Origin of the sequence: Temperatibacter marinus, from assembly GCF_031598375.1 — a bacterium.
Taxonomy (GTDB): Bacteria; Pseudomonadota; Alphaproteobacteria; order Sphingomonadales; family Kordiimonadaceae; genus Temperatibacter; species Temperatibacter marinus.
The window spans coordinates 2,661,310-2,683,321 of the sequence record NZ_CP123872.1; the positions used below are offsets into that span (position 1 = coordinate 2,661,310).

The window sequence follows — 22,012 nt, forward strand, 5'->3', positions numbered from 1 at the left end:
TGCTATTTTAGCGGCTTTTTCTCGTTGGTATTATTTGATCTGATCTTTTTTTTCCTTTTCTTCTTGGAGTTTTTTATCTTCTTCGGCCATCTCTTCTTGGGTTTTTTCAATTTTCACGTTTTTAACAAGCCCTTTGCTGCCTTCAAAAATATTCCGAAGAAAGCCTGGTGTCACTGCAGATAGAGGATTAACAGAAAATTTCGCACCACTTCCTTGCCCTTTAAGCCGATAGGTTACCCCGAAAATGCCTTTGCCTTTACCACCCGTCAGGATCGCTCCCACGAGAGGAATATTACCAAGAAAACTATTCAATCCATAGGCCGGAACAACAACACCATTCATATTAATGCGGCGCGTTGTATCTTCATATTGCCCAGAAAGTGTAATACCCAGATTGCTACTATTCGCTTTAAAACTACTGATATCCAAAATCGTATCTTTAAAAGTGAAAGAGCCACGGGCTTTTTTCATTAACAAGCCCCCCTCATCAACAAATTCATTAATACCTTCCAAGACCGCATGTTTCACTTCAGGTCCTAACTCACTTTTACGAACGACCCGCATATCTGATATTTTAAAGGCGCCTGATACATTGAAATCTGCGCCTTTCCAGCCCATAATTTCTCCATTGAAGTCCAGAAGGCCCTGTTGACCATGTGCGAAAATACCAAGCCCTTTTAAAAGTTCTCCCCCATTTTCAGTCTTCAGGCTCATAGGATTCATCTCACGACGCTTTTTGCCCCTCCCCTTGGTCTGTCGCTCTTGAATTGTTCCTGTTATTTTGAACCCGTCTTTATCAATCGCTTCTAGGGACAAAAGATCAGGATCCCCTTTATCCATCAATAGGTCTGCACGAATGTCATTCAAAATAACGCCATTTTTCAACAAAACCCGATCTACTTTGACCATAGTTTCAATGGTTTCAAACCCTGTTGATCCACTTCCGCCCTCTTGAGATTCAACGCGCCGCCCTGTGAGAAGGTCATTTAGGTCAATTTGACTGCCTTCAATATCAGCCCTCAGATGGCCTTCTTTTTCGTTTGAAAGTGATGCCACAAGAGCATGTTCGTCTAATTGATTTGCATGGATCACTGCTTTGAACGGTAAGCTTCCACTATCAAAGGCATTCCTTTTATCCCAGTCGACACGGATAGCAATGTCAATATCTTCTCCAGTGATTGCTAGAGGCGCTAGAGTGATTGCGTCTTCACCGAATTGAATAGCTCCATTGATATTTGCAACACGCCCTATCGGCTTATTCCAGGCCAGTAAGGGTAACTTAAGAGTGGCGGGTGTTGCATCTGCAGAAAAATACCCTTCTGTAAAAGCAAAAGCACGGCCAAGAAAAGTTGCTTCAGCAGGCATTTTACCTTCAGCGAAGTCATCAAGGTTATTGATCCCAAAAGCTGACAGTTCGTGTGCTTCGAATTCTCCAGACAGGACTGTACGGGACGTAAGGGCATCAGGGGAGTTTCTCAAAGCCTTAAAATCTTCTAACCACGAAAAATTGACATCGAGGCCGTTTAATCGTCCCGATCCTTCTATGAATAAATCGTCATTGGTCACTGTTAATTCTAGTTCGCCATCCCGAAGGCCCTCTCCCCCAAGGATTTCGTCGACAGAGGCCTTTTGAATGGTTGCGGTGGTTTTAACTTTAATAGCTTCTTTAGGTATTTTAAGCACGAGAGGTAAGGTGATCGTTGTGGTTGAGCTTGTTTCCCCGTTAATTCTTTTTGGATCCATGCCAAATTTCTGAGTTAACGAAAGCGGAGGCAACGAAATAATGTCAAAGACTTCCTGAACTGATCCCTGTGACTGTATGGTAAATTCTGCAAGTGTGTCTGGGGAAGTTTTTCGGGACCAATCTATATAGGCACGACTGCCCTTCACTGGCATCTCATTCACCTGGCCACCTAACAGTGAGATTTCAATGTCTGTTTGCGTTAATACAGACGTGAGCGCGACATCCTTTAGATGGGGCATTGTCTTCATGAATCTCACTTCAGTGTCTATGGCACCGAACCGAAGCTCAAGAATACTGCCGTCTTTGAATGACCCTATGCCGTTTGGTGAGCGATCTATCAGAAACTCTAAGTTTGATGCCTTAATCTTCTTAATATTATCGGCAACCCAAGTTCTGCCAGCTTGCGGTTTTCCAGTCCTTTTTGAGGTCATAACAGGCCAAAAAGCTTTTACATGCTCGATTGATGCCTGCTTTGCTGTCGTCCTCAATTTCAAGCCAGGGATAGGGTTGCCATCCTCCCAGTATAATAATCCAGTGGCTTTTGCTCTGAAGTCCGTACCTTGAAAGAGATGAAAATCTCCTTCTGTTATTTTCATCTGTAATTTTTCTGGGTCAAATTCTACGGAGAGCGTACCTTCAAGAATTTTACCGCGTTCGGGAAAATGATAGGGATGATAAATTTCACCCTCATCGAGAGCTAACCGCATGGTCGCTTGCTCCAGCCCCTTATTAAGGGAAGACAAAAGGACAGTATCGCTGCTCACTGGAAACTTCATAGCTTTCAGAATTTCAGGAAGATCAAAACTTTCTGCCAGCTCACTAAGCACAATATTAGTTAAGCCGACATTGGTGGTTAAGACGCCTTCCTCAGGGTCAAGGTCACCTGTCATCCTAAGCTTTGCAGGCAAATCGCCAAGGTCTGTGCTCCCATCTGCTTTGAAATTTATAAGACCGTCTTGGTGGCTGACATTCAAGGTGGTGAAATGCATGTTGACCGGAACACCCGCTTCCCCAGCATTGATCAAGAGATGGAAATTATCAACATTCAAGGTTTCGAGCTGAGACTGTTGCTGTAATAAACGACGAGAAAATCTTGTCATTCCTTCTGTGAGAGGTTTGAATGAATTAGGTCCGAGAAGCGCCATCTTCGCATCTTCTCTCGTTGCACCAGCCTCTTGATGGTGTTCCGATAGTTTAGAATCTGGCGAAAGTTTGGACTCAACTGATCTTTGGGAATCATCTGAAAATCCATCGAGGTCTGTAATGGTAATGACGACGTTCTTGCTATCAAAGTTAATCAGTTTCACTGAGCCCGTATAAAGTAGAGATCTTGAAATATCCAATTGTGTAGAAGGAAAATCAGCCCTCAAACGGTCAAGACGGTCAATGAGAAAGAGCTTTTCAACAGAGACCTGCAGTCTCACACGGGACCAATCCCACTTAATATTTGCGCTTTCAAAATTCACTTGCCAGCCTGGCAAAATCAATGCTGCCTGTTCTTTCACAAAATCACGAGCGAAAGTCACATCCAGAGGGGCATAAATAATGCGAGCAATCAGCAAGAGAAATAGCGCTAGAGCAATGGTTGAAAACCACACCATAGAGCGGGCAAATATTGAGGCTGCTTTTTTGACCATAAATATTCTGCTTTACCGAACCACTGAAAATAATTAGCGTTATAGTTAATCATTTTTCTCACTACCTAAAAGGTAATGTCATGACTAGCGAGCCAAGTCCAGCAACATTTGTTTACGATCAAAAGTCTGCTGATAATATCTGGGCTTTCCTTAAGAATAGCTCTAATGGTGGCGAACTTAAGGCAGAACAAGATTATGCGGCTATTGCGCGACTGGCTGGGCACAGCCCTTATCTTACTGCGATCATGAAACGTTTTCCTGACTTTACAATCAAACTTGTAAGGTCTCCTCAGAGTAATTTCTATTCTGAATTAGTTGCTCCTCTCGAATCAGCGCGCCCGCCCGAGGAAACGAAAGACCAGCTCAGTCAAATTTTACGCGATTTGAAAAGCCAGGTCTCTCTACTAATTGCTTTCATGGATATTCATGATCACTGGACACTTGATGAGGTGACTTGGCACCTTACGGATTTTGCTGAGAAGTCTCTGGGGATTGCTGTTTCCCATGCCTTCAGCGTCTCCTATAAGAAGGGGGATCTTTCTTGGGAAGGTGCCAGTCAGCCTGTGTCACTCACTTACGCTGAGCATTCAGGCTATTTCACCTTAGCAATGGGCAAAATGGGGGGCTATGAGCTTAATTATTCATCTGACATTGATTTGATAATCTTTTACGATCCTGAAAAACTCTCTTATAAGGGTAGAAAAAGCCTTAAAGATTGCCTCATAAAACTTACACAAATGGTTGTAGAAATTATGGATCGCCGCACCATGTACGGTTATGTGTTCCGTACAGATTTAAGGCTACGTCCAGACCCTGGTTCCACCCCAATTGCAATGACAGTTGATGCAGCCCTTACGTATTATCAGTCCCATGCTCTTAATTGGGAAAGGTCAGCCATGATCAAAGCCCGACCTGTTGCCGGTGATTTAAAGGAAGGTCAGGCATTTCTGGATCAACTCTCCTCATGGATTTGGCGCAAGTCAATGGATTACGAGGCAATGGGTGATATTATTGCCATGAAGGATCAGATCAATCGCCATTTCAAGCAACACAGCCTAACCTTAAACGGATATGATGTGAAAGTTGGCCAAGGCGGCATTCGTGAAATCGAATTTTTTGCCCAAATCAACCAACTGCTTTTTGGAGGTCGTCATCCTGAATTTCGTGTTCGTTCAACTCTACAAGCCCTTGAGTCTCTTGCCAATCAAGGTCGGGTTAAAGGGTCACTCGTAAGTGATCTGACAAAAGCCTATCAGTTTTTGAGATCGGTAGAACATAGAATACAAATGGTTAATGACGAGCAAACTCATACAATTCCAGAGGAAACAGACGCCCTATCCAATTTAGTTAGTTTTATGGGCTTTTCCACAATCGACCACTTTGAAAAAGAGATCTTACGTCATACGAAAATTGTGGCAGAAATCTATGACAGTTTACTTCCAAAGCCTCAGGGGGAAAAGGAAGCATCAAATCTAGATGTTCTCACTTTACTGGAAGAAGCAGAATTTGAAAACTTTAGTGCAGCCCACGACATCATAAAAAGTTGGGAATTAGGAAAATATAAAGCCTTGCAAACCTCCCGTGCGCGCAAAATTCTGCGCGAATGCACACCTTTTCTCATAGAGGAATTTTCAAAAAACAACCACGCATATAGTGCACTCGTACGATTTGATAAATTTATTTCCAAATTACCCGCTGGTGTTCAGATTTTTTCTCTTTTACAGGCAAACCCAAGTCTCTTCCGTCTCCTTGCTCGGGTGATGAGTTTATCCTCTTCTCTTGCTGATATGCTCGCAAAACAAACAACCCTTTGGGATGCATTATTGGAACCTGACTTTTTTGCCCCTCTTCCCGATAAAGAAACGCTTAGCTCTCACCTAAATGCTCAGCTTGATCACTGTAAAACCTACGAAGATATTCTGAATACCGTAAGGCGTTGGACTAATGAAAAAAAATTCCAAATCGCAGTGCATATTCTAGAGGGCTTATCGGATATTCATGAAAGTGGGCCTGCACTCACATTGGTCGCCGATGTTGGCATACAAAACCTTATCCCGAGAGTAGAGCAAGACTTCGAGAAAAAATATGGTCGTTTTTCTGATGGTGGAATCGGTATGCTTGCCTTGGGAAAATACGGCGGCAAAGAATTAACATTCACAAGTGATATTGATGTTGTATTTCTCTATAAAGTTACAGATATGACCTCCCTCTCTTCTGGTGCCAGATCTTTAAGTCCCAGTCAGTATTTCTCCAGACTTGGGCAGCATATTATTACTGCTATAGAAGCTTTAACACCAGAAGGACGCCTCTTTGAGGTGGATACCAGGCTGAGACCAAGTGGCAGTAAAGGTCCTCTTGTGGTTACTCTTAAAACGTTTCAAGATTACTATACTGACGCGGCTTGGACTTGGGAGCATATGGCTCTGACAAGGGCACGATTAATATATGCTCCTAAAGGCATGAAATCTCCATTATTATCAACTATTTATGGAACATTGAGCACTCATAGAGATCCAGAAAAACTGCGCAACGCCGTTCAAAAAATGCGTGCAATGCTCTTCAAAGAATTTGGAAGCGAAAACATTTGGAATATAAAACATTCCCGTGGCGGTCTTGTAGATCTAGAATTTATCGTCCAATATCTTGTTCTAAAAAATGGTCACCAGAATACAGAGATTTTTATACCAGAAATTCACTTGGCCTTAAAAGAATTACTTAGAAAAGAGCTTCTCTCTGAAAAGCATTATGAAATTCTAAATCATGCACATTGGCTGCAACAGACACTTCAATCAATTGTAAGACTTTCCATGGACATACACCCCAAAAGTGGTGAGGAAATACCCCATGCCATGAGAGAAATTCTCTGTAAGCTGTGTCAGGTGGATAGATTTGAGGATGTTGAATCCACCCTACTCACCACACAAAAATCACTCCACAGTGTTTACATTGATACCATAGGGGACTATTTGTCACTGTAACAGATTTAAGAAGATAAAGGACTTAATAGATGACACTTTCCATAGGTGATAAAGCACCAGATTTTTCCCTTCCAGGAAACGGCGGGAAACCAATTAATCTATCGGATTATGCTGGTAAAAAGCTCGTTATATTCTTTTACCCTAAAGCCAGCACCCCTGGCTGCACCACAGAAGCCATTGATTTTACTGCAAATCTTGCAACTTTCGAAGCGACAGGTTGTTCAGTCATTGGGGCTTCAAAGGATAGTGTGAAGCGTCAAGACAATTTTATTACAAAGAATGACCTAGGAGTTAGGCTTGTATCTGACGAAGACGGCGCCATGCTTGAAGCCTACGGTGTATGGCAAGAAAAGAAAAACTACGGAAAGACCTATATGGGTATCGTGCGCTCTACCTTTCTTATTGATGAAAAGGGGTGTATCAGTCAAATCTGGGATAAAGTTCGAGTAAAAGGTCACGTTGACGCTGTTTTAGCAGCCGCTCAAGGCATCTAAAGATGACAAGACAAAGCCTCTCTTTTGCACTATGTGACGCCCTAGCAGAGAGCATACCAGACAAAAAGGTAGAAAAGGCGCGGCAAGTCTATTCTGATTGGATGAAGGACAGGCTGAGCTTCGATTTTTCCACATCCCCGCCAAAGCGCCCTGGAAGGCCCGATCAGCCTACCCTATTGTCCCCCTCGCAAATGCCTAAACGTCGCAAGGCTGGCTCTTTAGGTAATAGAATAGCCCTCTTGCATGCGGTTGCGCATATAGAATTTAACGCAATAGATCTCGCATTAGATATTGTTGGAAGGTTTGGCCATCTAATGCCGAAAGCCTTCACTGATGATTGGCTAAAAGTAGCCGATGATGAAGCGCGTCACTTTACAATGATCAATGACCGCCTTTGTTATTTTAATAGTTTTTACGGAGCCCTACCGGCTCATGATGGTCTATGGGAATCTAGTATGGCCACTGCCCATGATTTGGCAGCACGGCTGGCAATCGTTCCCATGGTTCTTGAAGCAAGAGGTTTAGATGTAACACCGTCTATGGTTGAAAGATTTCGTCATTTTCAAGACCCACTTTCAGCAGATATTCTTGAGCAGATCTATACGGATGAAGTGTCTCATGTAGAAGCGGGGACAGTCTGGTTTCGTTATTTATGTGAAAAAGAAAATAAAGATCATAAGGCATGGTATCAGGATTTAGTAAAAACCTATTTTAAAGGATTATTGAAGCGCCCTTTCAATGTCGATGCGCGAACAAGAGCCAACCTTCCTCACGATTGGTACGACCCTCTCGCCGACTTAATATAAAGCTCACGACCCACGATATTGTCTCTTTCATGCAACATAGAATCGGGAAACCCTGATTCTTCTTTGTCTTTCGTAGATTATTTATAGGTTTCCCTTGACCGATTTTTTCTTTTTTGGGATACAAACAGACAGATAGATTAACTCGAAATTAAGTAAAATCTTATAGAGTTAGTGAGTTGCGACATAAAAGTGGGTATGGTTTGACAGATAAAATAACCATAATAAGCCGTTTTAAAGGCTTTAAACGTAAGTACTTTCCTGAGCGGCAATTGTTTCTGCGCAGTGAAGGGCGTGTTCGTTTTGTTACTTTTGGATCCTATACTCAGATGTTTATGGCATCCGTTGCCCTAGGGACAGTCCTTTGGGGCGTTGGTTTCACCCTTGCCTATCTTACCAGTGAAGATAAATTATTTGAAAAAGAACAAGAGATGGCGGCTATTTCTGGCCGGTATCAAGAATTATCGGGTGACTTTTCAATTCTTGAAAAAGAAATAGAAAAACGGGCTAAAAACCTTGAAGAAAGACAAAAGTTACTGGAAAATGTTATCGGCCTTGAGAACCCTACTCTTACAGAAGCCAATTTACCTATAGATGCTAAACAAGACAAAGACGCCTCTCCTAAAGAAGAGAAATCAAAGCAAGCAGAGGATGGACCTTCTAGCTTCTTGAATGGCATTCTAAAAACAGACCCAGTTCACGCTGCCGAAATTCGACCCGTGACACCGCTTGAAGCAAATAAATCGCGCCGGAAAAAATTACTCTTCCGCCTAGCGCTGCTAGAAGAGCGTCAGAAAGCCTCTGTTACACAAATGATTGAAAACTATAAACAAGAATTTAATCAAGTGGACACAGTGTTTGCGAAAACAAAGGTTACATCAGACCATTTGATCAAAGCTGCCACCAAAACCACAGGCATGGGCGGTCCCTCTATCCCTGTTAATGCTAATGAATTATTCAATAAGGCTGACCGGGAAAACTTTGAGAGCTTAATGGCAATTTCTCATCAGTATGACTTAATGCAGCATGCTCTGGACAGTGTTCCCACCCACGACCCTGCAGAAAAATATTATATTTCTAGTAAATATGGGAAACGGTTTCATCCGATCAAAAAAGTTTGGGAAGGCCACAAGGCGTTGGATCTTGCAGGATGGCCAGGAACCAAGATTTTTTCAGGGGCTCAGGGCAAAATTCTCAAAGCAGGATATTACGGCGTTTATGGACGTATGATCGAAATCGATCATGGAAATGGTTTTAGGACACGATATGGCCACATGCGTAAGTTAAGAGTAAAAGTAGGTGACACAGTTGAGGCTGGTCATCATATAGGCGATATGGGAAGCACTGGAAGATCAACATCATCACACCTTCACTACGAGGTTTGGTTTAACAATAAGATACAAAACCCGCTTCCTTATATAAGGGCAGAAAAAAATGTTCAAAAAATCAAACAAAGAAAACAAAAACCAACCGAGTTCAGTGGACGCTAAAACCACGGCACGTGTTAAAAAATCACAAGGTAAATCAATGACTACTTCTACACCCTCTATTATAGCAGCCGATGTTGTCATTGAAGGCAACATCTCAACCAAAGGCGAGATCCAACTTGAAGGCAATATCAAAGGCGATCTAACATGTGGCAGTGTTGTTATGGGCGAAACAGGCTCTATTAAAGGCATTATCGAAGCGGATAGTGTCACGATACGTGGCTCTGTTAAAGGCGAAATTCGCGCTCGTAAAGTAAGGCTAGAAAAATCTGCATTGGTAGAAGGCGACGTCTTTCACGAAAATTTATCTGTTGAATCGGGAGCCCAAATTACTGGACATTTTTCCCATTCAGATAATCCGATCAAAAAGGCTGGGGACGAAACCTCCGCAGTGCCTGCTTTTGTTAAGAAAAAAGAGTCTGAAGCGGCTGAATAAAAAGCGGACTATAGCTGTTAAAAAGCCCGCTGTGAGCGGGCTTTTTTTTATTCTACATCTTCGACACTTTTTGTCTCGCCGGTAATCCGAGCAGCCAACGCAGCCATCATAAAATTATCAAGTGCGCCGTCTAGAACAGCACCAGAATTGGTACTTTCTTCTCCTGTACGAAGATCTTTTACCATCTGATAGGGTTGCAACACATAAGATCTAATTTGATGCCCCCACCCAATATCAGTTTTATTCGCATTGCTCACATTTGCTTCTTCTTCACGCCGACGTAATTCAGCTTCATAAAGCCGGGCCTTCAACATCTTCATGGCTGTTGCTTTATTCTTATGTTGAGACCGATCATTCTGACATTGTACAACGATACCGCTAGGTTGGTGCGTGATACGGACCGCAGAATCTGTTGTATTCACGTGCTGCCCCCCTGCGCCAGAAGCCCGATATGTATCAATTCTAAGCTCAGATTCATTCACTTCAATATCGATACTATCGTCGATCACAGGATACACCCATACAGAAGAGAAACTTGTATGACGGCGGGCATTACTATCAAACGGACTAATCCGCACAAGCCGATGAACCCCTGATTCAGTTTTCATCCAGCCGTAGGCATCCTCTCCTTTGATCAGAAGTGTGGCTGATTTAATGCCTGCTTCATCTCCTGCAGTTACCTGTACAGTTTCAACTTTATATCCCTTTTTCTCAGCCCAACGACTATACATACGAAGCAACATACTGGCCCAGTCACAACTTTCTGTGCCCCCGGCGCCCGCATTAATCTCTATATAGGTATGATTAGCATCAGCATCTCCGCTCATCATCGCCTTCATTTCAGCTTCTTTAGTACTCGCTGCAAGCGAAGATAACCCTTCTTCTGCTTCTAGGGCCATTTCCTCATCGCCGTCTATTTCCGCAAGTTCTAATATTTCCAAAGTATCATCTAATTCCTGCTCGATATCTTTTACGGCAGTAATACTATCGTCGAGACGAGTTCTTTCTCGCATTAATTTTTGAGCATTACTGGGGTCATTCCAAAGATCTGGGTCTTCGGCAAGAGCATTTAATTCTTCTAATTTTAAGAGAGCCTGATCCCAGTCAAAGATACCTCCTCAGCAGAGCAAGGGACTGCTGAAGGTTATCAACGGTTGCTTGAGCTTCCGCACGCATAAACATTTCCTTTTATGGATAAATAAAGTCAAAACCAGTCATAAGCAGCACAAAGTAAAAAGTCCAGACTAGTATATGCCGCCTGTGCCTTTTTTCACTTTTTTCTCTTTAGAAGCTGTTACAGCACCATCAAGAACTACGGTTTTCCCTAGGCGAGGTTCTGTGCCAGGTTTAAAAGCTTCCCAGATAACATTCTTGTCGTTAAAACCTGCTGGTTGTCCTGTCTTAGAATCAACTCGCACTAAATGAATGCCGGACGGAATTCTAAGTGGCACAGCTGGTTTGCCCTCAAGCGCTTTTTTCATAAAATCAGCAAAAATAGGAACTGGCACTGTCGACCCTTCTTCAATCTCCCCTAATGAGCGAGGGCGATCAAATCCAACGAAAACACCCACAACCAAATCTGCAGAAAACCCAACGAACCAGAGGTCTGCTGCCCTATTGGTAGTCCCTGTCTTCCCCCCTATGGATTGGTTAGGAACCCGCCATTTCAAGCTTCTGGCAGTTCCTCGTGTGGCAACCCCTTCCATCATTGAAACAAGCTGATAGGACGTCAATCCGTCAATAACGCGCTCTCTTTTTTCTGGCAAATTAGGTTCTCTTTGACTGAGTTCCCATCCGAAATTACATCCAGGACATTGGTTTAATTTTTCATCCTCATTCAAATAAGGATAAATTGTACGGCCGCGCCTGTCTTGTATTCGATCAATCATGATTGGCGAAATCTTATGCCCTCCGTTTACAAGAGTGCCGTAGGCGGCTGTAAGATCAATTAAAGTCACCTCGCCTGCTCCTAAAGATCCTGCCAGAGTTGGTTCGAGATTATCTGCTAAATCAAATTTCTGAGCATAATTAATGACATTTCTCATGCCTAAATGCTGTGCTAAGCGAACAGTCATTAAATTCCGAGATTTTTCTATACCAAGTCGAAGCGTGCTCGGGCCATAGAATTTATTTGAACTATTCCGTGGTTTCCATTTACCACGGCCTTCTCCCTGATCAATGACAAAAGGGGCATCTAAAACTAGGCTTGAAGGCGTAAAATCTTGCTCTAATGCAGCGCCATATACAAAGGGTTTAAAAGCAGAGCCTGGTTGTCTTTTAGCCTGAGTAGCTCGATTATATTGGCTGGATTTGTAATCATACCCTCCAACGAGTGCTAAAACACGACCCGTATGAGGATCCATAGCCACTAAGGCCCCTTCCACATCGGGAACTTGCTGCAGACTATATTGTGGGAATAGCTCAATGAGGCCCCCGTCAGGCGCAATGAAGCTTTCTTTTCGGAGTGCGGGTGACGCTAATTTATGAACAGCAATCACATTCCCTATGGCCACAACTTGGCCAGGATGAGTTGGTTTTCGGCCTACTCGCTCCCGGGGTAACCAGGGCCGTGCCCATTCAATTTCCTTCATCGGGATAAAACCATACCGCCCATCGATGAGACCAATAATTACGCCATCTTCTCTCACTTCATGGACCAGAGCATTTTCCCAACTTGGCATACCGAGAGGCTTACTATAATTTTTTAATCGTTGAGGCCAATCCCCTTCAACGCTAATTGTCAAGAGAGGTCCTCTCCAGCCATGTCTTCTGTCATAATTTACAAGCCCACTCCTCAAAGATTGTTCTGCAATTGCCTGTAATTTTGGCTCTAATGCTGTACGTACTGAGAGGCCTCCTTGATAAAGCTTCTTATCGCCGTAGAACCCTTTGATTTGGCGCCGAACTTCTTCCTCGTAATAGTCAGCTTTAAAGGTTGTAGCACCACTAGGCCTGGTCATAATAAGGGGCTCTTTTGCCGCCATTCTATATTCATCTTCGGAAATATAATTCAGGACACGCATTCTGCTCAAGACCCAATTTCGGCGAGCAATCCCTCGTTCATTATTCCGTAAAGGATGATAATTACTTGGGCCTTTAATAACGGCGGCAAGATAGGCTCGCTCTGCTAAAGTGAGTTGATTCAATGCCTTATCAAAGTAATTCAAGGCCGCAGAAGCTACACCGTAAGATCCATTACCAAAATAAATCTCATTGAGATAAAGCTCTAAAATACGATCCTTAGTATAAGCTTTCTCGATTCTGAGGGTAAGAATAATTTCCTTCATTTTACGATCTAGGCGCTGATCAAGGGTTAGAAGAAAGTTTTTAGCGACCTGTTGAGAGATCGTGGAGCCTCCGGCAAGGGCTCTGCCCTTCATGAGGTTATAGACATTACGGATATTCGCACGCACCATGCCCATATAATCTAAGCCAGAATGCGTATAAAAATTCTTATCCTCTGCCGCAAGGAATGCTTGGATAAGAGGTTCTGGAATGGCGTTAATCGGTACGAACAGGCGTTTCTCTGTGGCAAATTCTGCAATCATACTGCCATCACCTGCATGAACTCGTGTCGCAACAGAAGGTTCATAGTCGGCAAGCTGTCGATAATCTGGAAGATCATTTCTATAGTATAATAGCAGGCTGATGATACCAACCACAGCGACCGTCGTTCCGGTAAGACCAAGCCAAAATGACCATAATATCATACGAAACCAGAGGGCTCTTTTCGCCGGTTTAGGCGTCCCTTTCTGTGTTTCCATTGAAGTCTCTAATTTTTCGGTTTCCGTCATCGCTCATTCACTATGTAACTTACTAGAGAGTAGTGACAATTAATTGTGTCGCTGATATGGCATTCCTAGAGAAAAGCAAGTGTTTATTGTTCTCTCGCCCTCTCACTCAGGTACTTTTTGGGACAGTGCAACAGTTAGGCAACATTCGAACAGGATCATCTTTAATTCGCCATCGCTGTTTTATTGGTGCGGAAATACATCTCAATACCGCTCTTAATACCTGACGCCAATTGTCGTTGTCCCCATTTGCTGTTTAATAACTTTGCATCTTGCCGATTAGTTTGATAGCCCGTTTCTATCAGAACGGATGGGATATCGGGTGCTTTCAAAACCATTAGAGGGCCGTATCGATGACCGGTTTTGAGCATCTTAACCTTTTTGCGCATTTCACGCACAAGAACCTCTGCAAACTGTGCTGAATTGTTCAGAGTTTCTCTTTGAGCAAGCTCAATTAGAATATTAGAGACTTGCTTGTCATGCCCCTCCAAATCAACACCTGTTAGAATATCTTCCCTATTCTCTTTTGCAACCAATCGTGCTGCTTCTTTATCTGAGGCCCGTTCAGACAAGCTATAGACAGACCCCCCACGAGTTTTAGTATTATCAACGGCATCAACGTGGATAGAGATAAAAAGATCAGCATCTCGCTTTTTAGCGACTTCATAGCGCATTCTAAGATCACGGGATTTATTCCGATGTAACTGAACGTTAGAATAACGTGTTAAGTACACTTTGTAGCGGCCTGTTTTTTCTAGTTGAGTTTTAAGTTCGTTGGCAATTTTTAAAGTCAACACAGCTTCGTGAGAACCATATCGCCCCAGAGTACCTGGATCTCTTCCCCCGTGACCTGGGTCTAATACAATGATCTTCTTCCCCGTTCGTTTTCGCTTAACCTTCTTAGGTTTTGGAGGGGCTTTTGTAGCGACCGCTGTTTGCATTTTTTTTGAAGTTGCTAAGAAATTTGACCGAGACGTGGGCCGAACATCAATGACATATCGATGGCCATAACCATTTATAGGAGCTAAATAGAAATGATTGGCTACAATGCCTGCTTTATTCAGATCAAGTACAATTCTATAGACACTGGGCCTATAGACGTTATGTCGAAGCCTCGAGATGATCCCACTTGCTTTGGGAACGGGCCGAGAGCCCCACTTGCTATCAGGAATATCAACAACAACGCGATAAGGATCGGAGAGCAACGTGAGCGTTGGAGTGATTTTGCCAGACAAATCTAACACAATTCTACTTTGACCATTTGAAAGAGATCCAAAACGGACACCATTAATGGTCGTGTCTGCAATACTCTCAAAACTCATCCAACAGAGGGCAAAACAGAAAATCATTAGTCTGTGCATAGTAAGTCCAAGTCCCAACCCTAATTAACCAGTATCATCTTGTATAAAACATTGCGCCTTCATGCAAGGCAGCAATGAAGACCTTTCTATCTAAAGTTCATATTTATGACTAAAATATGCCCAAATCCTAAAATCACAATTATTTTATAGGTTTGGATAATATTTCATTTGTTTTTAATTTCTAATGGCTCTATGGTGCGATCAATGAATTTTTGATTTGATGAGTAAATTTTCTACATCGGATCATCTGATATTATAGAATTAATTCTGTCCCTGGAGGCCTACTTAGCCCCCACCCTTGAAAAAAAACAATCAAGAATGGGTGTAAAGAAACAGAATTCCTATGATGTCAGCATAAGGATAATACAATGAAGAATAATATTTTAGAGGCACTTGCCAATCTAAATGCGTCCATAGTCGAGATTTTCACCTCGCTAGGTGCGACAATTCTTGTATTTTCTAAATTCATTTCATCCAACAAAATTCTATCCACCATCATTAAAGCTAGTAATGCTCCTATGGATTTGAGCACCATTGCTTTTTCTGATGACTGGTTTTCTATCCACCGATTTTCTAAAATCACAAACAAAATGTTTCAGCGCTCCTGCCCTAAGCTCACCGTCAATCAAACGATTAGCAGCTGCAGTGATCAAGCGCGAAACAATCATTGGAGTAAATTTTTATGTCAACAAGAATGCTTATCGACACACGTCACTCGGAAGAGACACGTGTTGCCGTTGTTAAGGGAAGCCGTGTAGAGGACTTTGATTACGAATCAGTCGCTAAAAAACAGCTTAAAGGTAATATTTACCTTGCCCGCGTCACACGTGTAGAACCGTCGCTTCAAGCATGTTTCGTCGAATACGGCGGAAACAGGCATGGTTTTCTAGCCTTTAGCGAGATACACCCAGATTATTATCAAATTCCAGCAGAAGACAGAGAAGCGCTCTTAGCTGAAGGCGAAGAATATGCCGACACAGCCTCTGATTTTGATGAGGATGAGGATGAGGATTTTGATGATGCGCCAAAAGAGAAAACAAGGCCCAAGAAACAAAGGCCTCGCAGATCTTCACGTAATTCAAGAAAACGTCAAGAGCCTACAGATGATAACCCTATTGTAGAAGAAGGTGCAGATGTAATAGAGGCGTCCTCTGCATCCGACGACATGGATCTTATTGAAGAATCTGCTAAAACTGCTGAGGCCGTTGAAACAGGTGATGGTGACACGCCTGCTGAACAGACTGAAAAGAAGGCAAGAAAACCAAGACGCCCAAGAAAACCTCGGAAAAAGGCAGCTCCAGAAAAAACTGAAGAAAGCACAGAGGAACAAACAGAAGCAAAAAATTCTGAAGAGTCCTCTGAAGCGTTACCTGAGACGCCAAACACTGCTGAGAGCGAAACTTCAGCAGAGGAAAATGATGACAACAAAACCATTGGCGAAGACACCAGTGATGATGCAGTCCTTGAATCAGAGGTGATTACTGAGGATGTGGTCAACGAAGAAACAAATGATAGTGATTCACCTGATGATGAAAAAGAAGACCTCTCCTCCTCCATTCGTGAAGTCGAAGATGATGACCAATCAATTGAAGAAATTGAACATGAAGGCGCCTCTCTAGAAGAAGTTGAGACGGACACTGAAACTGAAAGTATCAATGAAAATGAGGATACTCCTGAGCAAGCAGCTCTTGATGAAGATGAAGCACGTGAACTTCGCAAACGCCGCTATTTCCTGAGAACTGTTAAGCGTCGATATAAAATTCAAGAAGTTATAAAACGTCGCCAAGTCCTCTTAATTCAAGTCGTTAAAGAAGAGCGTGGCAACAAAGGGGCTGCGCTAACAACCTACTTGTCTCTTGCAGGCCGTTTCTGCGTTTTGATGCCAAATAGCACTCATTCTGGCGGCATTAGCCGTAAAATTTCTTCTCATGCAGACCGTCGCCGCCTTAAAGGTATTATTAGCAGTCTGAACATGCCCCACGATATGGGCTTAATTGTTCGAACAGCTGGTATGAAGAGAACCAAAGTTGAGATTAAACGTGACTATGATTATATGCTGAGAATGTGGAATGCTATACGCGATCTCACACTCAAAAGCACGGCTCCTGCACTCATTTACGAAGAAGGCAATTTGATTAAACGTGCCATTCGCGACCTATACAACAAAGAAATTGATGAAATCTTAGTCGAAGGTCGCGGCTATCGTCAGGCAAAAGACTTTATGAAGATGCTCATGCCTAGCCATGCATCAAAAATTAAGCATTATAACAATCGCATCCCCCTCTTCCACCGCTATCAGGTAGAAGGCCAGCTTGCGAGCATGTATGATCCCGTTGTTCAGCTTAAATCTGGTGGATATGTTGTTATTAATCCAACTGAAGCCTTAATTTCTATTGATGTAAACTCTGGTCGAGCAACCAAAGAAAGTAGTATTGAACAAACTGCAATCAATACAAACTTGGAAGCCGCTGAAGAAGTTGCGCGTCAATTAAGACTGAGAGACATGGCCGGTCTTGTGGTGATTGATTTTATTGATATGGAAGACAGAAATAATATCAGATCAGTCGAACGTAGAATGAAAGAAGTCCTTAAAAATGACCGTGCGCGTATCCAAGTCGGTAAGATTTCTAGCTTTGGCTTAATGGAAATGTCTCGTCAACGGCTGCGCCCTAATCTTCTTGAAGCTGCTATGCACGAATGCGCACACTGTAAAGGAAGCGGTGTTGTACCTACTGTGGAATCCGCAGCTTTAACGGTCTTGAGAGAACTAGAAGAAGAAGGCATTAGAAGTCGATCTTCTATTATTAGAGCTTCTCTCCATCATGAGGTAGCCGCTTATATTCTAAACAATAAGCGTCGCCAACTTCTTGATTTGGAGTTCTTGTATAAATTTAGAATTGAGTTGTTATCTCGTACAGATTTTGGCCCGAGCCAAATTGAAATTGAACGGGAAGCCATTAAAACTGGTGAAAAACCAACTGTGACTGCTGATGAAATGGTTTCGCCAGTATCGTTTGATAGCCCGGATGACACCACTGAGACAGCAGAAGTAAAAGCATCTGATGCGGGTGAAACTGAGAATGCATCTGATGCCTCAGATAAGTCCGATTCTTCGGATGATAAACCAAAGAGACGTCGTCGCCGCCGTCGTCGCAAGTCTAGAGATCAAGAGGACGATAATGATTCTTCAGAAACAAAAGAGTCCGTGCCGACAGATGTCGAAAGTGGTGATAAAGCTGACTCATCGGACGATCCCGATCTAGAGGATGAAAATTCTGATGAAAAGTCATCTCGCCGCAGACGTGGGCGCCGTGGTGGAAGACGTCGTCGCCGTTCTGAAAAACCAGAAGACCAAGACTCTCAAGAGCAATCTGAATCGTCTGAAGACACTTCCGGTTCTGAAGAACCTAAATCAGGTGAAAAAGTGACTGAGGCAAGCGCTGAAGAAACAGAGAAAAAGCCTCGCCGTCGCGGCCGTCCAAGAAAAGAGAAAGACTCTTCAGAAACTTCTGATAATAAAGAGACATCTCAAGAGGATACAAAAGCAGAGAAGCCAAAAAGACGAGGCCGTAAACCTGCTGCGAAGAAAGAGGCCTCTTCAGACGAAGGGTCTTCAACGCCTGAGACAACAGAAAAATCAGAGAACTCTGAAAAATCTGAAAAATCTGAAAGAAAACCTTCTAGACGAGCTTCAAAAAAGCAAGAAGGGTCTGAAAAAAAGACAAGCTCTGATCCACAGAAACCTCAGGATACACAAGCTCCTCAGGAACCTGCAGATCCTAACCAGCCAAAACGTAAAGGGTGGTGGCAGAGAACATTCGGCTAGGCCTAACTCAGAATAATCTTTATAAAAGAGGCGAATTTTCGCCTCTTTTTTTATAAACTAAAGGATAGTTAATGTTCATTGACCGTTCATCAAAGAGGGGTTAGCCTCAGGGTATATAGAATAGGATTGAGAATGAAATTATATCTAACCAAAGCTATTGCCATTTTATTTGTGATTGCTCTAGCCACTACATCAATGTCATTGTCTGTAAAGGCGCAAGGCCTATCGATCCTAAGAGATGCCGAAACCGAAGCTTTCCTTAGACGGATTGGCACACCAATTTTTCAGGCCGCGAGACTCACTCCAGAAAACATCAATATTTATTTGGTTAATGATAAGTCCATTAACGCATTTGTTACAGGAGGCCAGAACATATTCTTTCATTCCGGCCTGCTAATGCGCATGGATAATGTGGATGAGCTTTTTGGCGTGATGGCCCACGAGACAGGTCATATTTCGGGCGGGCATTCTGTTAGAACGCGCGAAGCCTTTGGTAAAGCTTCTGGCTATTCAATTGCCTCTATGGTTTTAGGCGTCGCGGCCATTCTTGCAGGCAGTGCTGATGCTGGAATCGCAGCAATGATGGCGGGTCAGCAAATGACAATGGGATCCATGCTAACCTACAGCCGTAATCAAGAAGCTACAACGGACCAAGCAGGAGCCTCCTATCTTGAAAAAAATAATATCAGCGGAAAAGGCCTCATTACTTTCTTTAAAAAACTACAAGAACAAGAGTTTATTTATAGCGCTAATAGAAACCCATATATGAGAACTCACCCTTTAACCCAAGATCGTATTTCTCGCTTAGAATATGTGGTCACGACCTCTGAGAATTATAACAAACCGCCTAATCAAGACTTGAATAATCAATTTCTTCGAATTCGTGCTAAGCTTGAAGGCTATATAAACGGTCCTTTTTATACCCTAAAAAAATACCCCCTCAGTGATCAATCCATACCCGCAAAATATGCACGAATCTACGCATATCATCGTGCTCTTGAATGGGACAAGGCGCTTGCTGAGGTAGAAGATCTCATTAAAATTGAACCAGAAAATCCTTATTTTTATGAGATTAAAGGCCAAGTTCTTTTTGAGAGTGGTAAATTAGAAGAAGCTGCTGCACCCCTCAAGAAAGCGACAAAGTTAGCACCGAATGAGGCTCTAATCCTAACAGCCTATGCCCAAGCCCTCCTATCAGTCGAAGGAAAAGACGGTCTTATTAAAAAGAATAACTTACAGCTTGCCCTGCCTTTGTTGAAAGATGCTACGCGTCTTGATAATGAAAATACTTTTGCATGGTATAATTTAGCAAAAGTCTATAGTGCGCTTGATGATAAGCCCAAAGCAAGCCTTGCAACTGCGGAACGCTTTTTCAGCATGGGAGCTCTACAACAAGCAGATTATCATGCGAATATGGCAAAAAAAGAATTTCGCGAAGGAACAATCGACTGGCTAAGAGCAGAAGATATTATCCTTATTTCACAGCCCTATTTAGAAAAGATGCGAAACAGTAAGCGCCGATCATCACGAAGACGTGTGCTTCAGGAATAACTATTTACAAATCCCTTCCTGTTGATTAACAAGCTTGCATTGATCAAGCAAAGGAATAGAACGTGTTTAAAAATACCCTATCTGCCCTTTTACTTCTCGCCCTTCTGAGTCTGTCTGTACAAGCACAAGATAGAAGTAAAGAAGACATTGAAAAAATTGTTCGGGAATATATCCTAGAAAACCCTGAGGTTATTATCGAATCTATTCAGCTTATGCAAGAAAGAGAACGCCTGGCGCGTCTCGCCCCCATTCTTGAGACCTATAAAGAATTTCTATACAATGAGAGAGAGAGCAACGAAGCTGGTAATCCTAAAGGGGATGTAACCATTGTTGAGTTTTTTGATTATCGCTGCGGTTATTGTAAACGCCATTATTCTGAAGTGATGCGTCTTGTTAAAGAAGATAAAAACATACGGTTGATTTTTAAACACTACCCGATCTTAGATTATAATGACAAAAGTGGTCGGTCAAAATCTGCTGCTCTAGGGGCAATGGCTGCAGGCAAGCAAGGGAAATTTCAAGAATTCCATCATATGATGATGACCACAGACGGCGATGTTACCAAACAAAAGATTGATGCGGTTGCTCAAAAAATTGGCCTAGATATGGCCCAATTTGCCCTTGATATGAAATCCTCAGTTCTCGATAAAAAGATTATGAACGCCCTTGTTGTTGGTAATGATCTAGATTTAACAGGGACTCCTGCTTATATCATCGGAACCAATATAGTGAGCGGTGCACGTGGTTTTGAACATATGAAAAAGACAGTCGCACGAGCAAGAGCGGCACAATCTCGGTAGCCTACACACGCTTACTCAATCATACAATAAACGAAAGCCTGCCCCAAGTTATTTGAGGCAGGCTTTTCTCATATCTATAAATGGTTTTAAATAAGACCTGATAGCGGGCTTGAAGGATCTGCATAAAGTTTCTTTGGCATTCTGCCTGCTAGATATGCTTGACGACCAGCCCAAACTGCATGCTTCATCGCCGATGCCATCAAGATTGGGTCTTTAGCTTCTGCAATCGCTGTATTCATTAGAATTCCTTCACATCCCAGTTCCATGCCTGCGGCAGCATCTGACGCAGTACCAACACCTGCATCAACAAGAACAGGGACAGAGGTTTGCTCGACGATCAACCGAATATGAACAGGGTTTTGAATACCCAAGCCAGAGCCAATTGGTGCACCGAGAGGCATAATAGCTACGCACCCCATATCTTCTAACTGTTTAGCTGCGATAGGATCATCGTTACAGTAAACCATAACCTTAAACCCGTCTTTAATAAGAGATTCAGCAGCCTCAAAAGTAGCGGGCATATTCGGGTAGAGAGTTTTCTGGTCGCCTAAAACTTCCAATTTTACAAGGTCCCAGCCCCCGGCCTCTCTTGCAAGGCGCAAAGTTCTCACTGCACTATCGGCATCAAAGCAGCCGGCAGTGTTTGGTAGATAAGTAATTTTCTTTGGGTCCAAATAATCAACGAGCATCGGTTGGTTTGGGTCTGATACATTCACACGACGAACAGCTACAGTGACGATTTCTGCACCAGAAGCTTCAACCGCTGCAGCTGTTTCTTCAAAATCTTTATATTTACCGGTCCCAACGATCAAACGCGAACCATAGTCTTTTCCCGCCAAAGTCCATGTGTCTTTTATACTCATTACTTTATCCTCCGCCTATGAAATGTACGATCTCCAATTGGTCTCCGTCTTGAAGATCAACTTGGCCAAATGTAGATTTAGGAACAATCTCTCTGTTACGCTCAACAGCTACTTTTTTAGGGTCTAAAGACAAAGAAAGGAGTAAGTCGTTTAAAGACTGAGGGCCTTCCACTTCCTTTGGATCTCCGTTTAAAGTAATATTCATAGAAATTTCCTAATTAATTATGCTTTTCACATCTTA

13 protein-coding genes and 1 pseudogene are annotated in these 22,012 nt (G+C 42.8%); 8 read left to right on the forward strand and 6 right to left on the reverse strand.

Features of this window, described 5'->3' with window-relative positions:
- Positions 1–30: 30 nt before the first annotated feature.
- On the reverse strand, positions 31–3,381 hold the full coding sequence (locus QGN29_RS12015; protein WP_310798109.1) for a YhdP family protein: 3,351 nt from the start codon (positions 3,379–3,381) through the stop codon (positions 31–33).
- A gap of 80 nt (positions 3,382–3,461) precedes the next feature.
- On the opposite strand from QGN29_RS12015, the gene QGN29_RS12020 reads away from it, so the two are divergent.
- The 5 genes from QGN29_RS12020 to QGN29_RS12040 all read left to right on the forward strand — a co-directional run bounded on the left by QGN29_RS12020 (position 3,462) and on the right by QGN29_RS12040 (position 9,579).
- Positions 3,462–6,359, forward strand: a complete 2,898-nt coding sequence (locus QGN29_RS12020) for a bifunctional [glutamine synthetase] adenylyltransferase/[glutamine synthetase]-adenylyl-L-tyrosine phosphorylase (RefSeq protein ID WP_310798110.1) — start codon at positions 3,462–3,464, stop codon at positions 6,357–6,359.
- Between the two features lie 29 nt (positions 6,360–6,388).
- Positions 6,389–6,853 (forward strand): thioredoxin-dependent thiol peroxidase, encoded by a 465-nt coding sequence (bcp, locus tag QGN29_RS12025; protein WP_310798111.1) that lies wholly within the window; start codon positions 6,389–6,391, stop codon positions 6,851–6,853.
- A gap of 2 nt (positions 6,854–6,855) precedes the next feature.
- Positions 6,856–7,659, forward strand: coding sequence for a ferritin-like domain-containing protein (locus QGN29_RS12030; protein WP_310798112.1), 804 nt, complete (start codon positions 6,856–6,858; stop codon positions 7,657–7,659).
- A gap of 200 nt (positions 7,660–7,859) precedes the next feature.
- Positions 7,860–9,146, forward strand: coding sequence for a M23 family metallopeptidase (locus tag QGN29_RS12035; protein WP_310798113.1), 1,287 nt, complete (start codon positions 7,860–7,862; stop codon positions 9,144–9,146).
- A gap of 37 nt (positions 9,147–9,183) precedes the next feature.
- Positions 9,184–9,579 (forward strand): bactofilin family protein, encoded by a 396-nt coding sequence (locus QGN29_RS12040; RefSeq protein WP_310798114.1) that lies wholly within the window; start codon positions 9,184–9,186, stop codon positions 9,577–9,579.
- A gap of 47 nt (positions 9,580–9,626) precedes the next feature.
- Here QGN29_RS12040 and prfB read toward each other — a convergent pair.
- The 4 genes from prfB to QGN29_RS12060 form a co-directional block, all read right to left on the reverse strand.
- Positions 9,627–10,755, reverse strand: a protein-coding gene (gene prfB, locus QGN29_RS12045) for a peptide chain release factor 2 (RefSeq protein ID WP_310798115.1) whose coding sequence is annotated in 2 segments (ribosomal slippage) — positions 9,627–10,685 and positions 10,687–10,755 — 1,128 coding nt in all. Because the reading frame shifts where the segments join, the coding sequence is not laid out codon by codon here.
- Positions 10,756–10,823: 68 nt separating this feature from the next.
- Positions 10,824–13,373, reverse strand: a complete 2,550-nt coding sequence (locus QGN29_RS12050) for a penicillin-binding protein 1A (RefSeq protein ID WP_310798116.1) — start codon at positions 13,371–13,373, stop codon at positions 10,824–10,826.
- Between the two features lie 161 nt (positions 13,374–13,534).
- Entirely contained in the window at positions 13,535–14,731 is a 1,197-nt protein-coding gene (locus QGN29_RS12055; RefSeq protein WP_310798117.1) for an N-acetylmuramoyl-L-alanine amidase, read from the reverse strand.
- Positions 14,732–15,216: 485 nt separating this feature from the next.
- Positions 15,217–15,399 (reverse strand): hypothetical protein, encoded by a 183-nt coding sequence (locus QGN29_RS12060; RefSeq protein ID WP_310798118.1) that lies wholly within the window; start codon positions 15,397–15,399, stop codon positions 15,217–15,219.
- A 14-nt stretch (positions 15,400–15,413) separates the two neighbouring features.
- Here QGN29_RS12060 and QGN29_RS12065 point away from each other — a divergent pair, with 14 nt between their 5' ends.
- The 3 genes from QGN29_RS12065 (at position 15,414) to QGN29_RS12075 (ending at position 20,908) form a co-directional block, all read left to right on the forward strand.
- On the forward strand, positions 15,414–18,557 hold the full coding sequence (locus QGN29_RS12065; protein WP_310798119.1) for an Rne/Rng family ribonuclease: 3,144 nt from the start codon (positions 15,414–15,416) through the stop codon (positions 18,555–18,557).
- Positions 18,558–18,689: 132 nt separating this feature from the next.
- The gene (locus tag QGN29_RS12070; protein WP_310798120.1) at positions 18,690–20,108 is read left to right on the forward strand and encodes a M48 family metalloprotease; all 1,419 of its coding nucleotides are present in this window, start codon (positions 18,690–18,692) and stop codon (positions 20,106–20,108) included.
- 62 nt (positions 20,109–20,170) lie between these two features.
- On the forward strand, positions 20,171–20,908 hold the full coding sequence (locus QGN29_RS12075; protein WP_310798121.1) for a DsbA family protein: 738 nt from the start codon (positions 20,171–20,173) through the stop codon (positions 20,906–20,908).
- 86 nt (positions 20,909–20,994) lie between these two features.
- On the opposite strand, the pseudogene thiS reads toward QGN29_RS12075, so the two are convergent.
- Positions 20,995–21,976 (reverse strand): annotated as a pseudogene (gene thiS, locus QGN29_RS12080) (sulfur carrier protein ThiS).
- Positions 21,977–22,012: the final 36 nt, after the last annotated feature.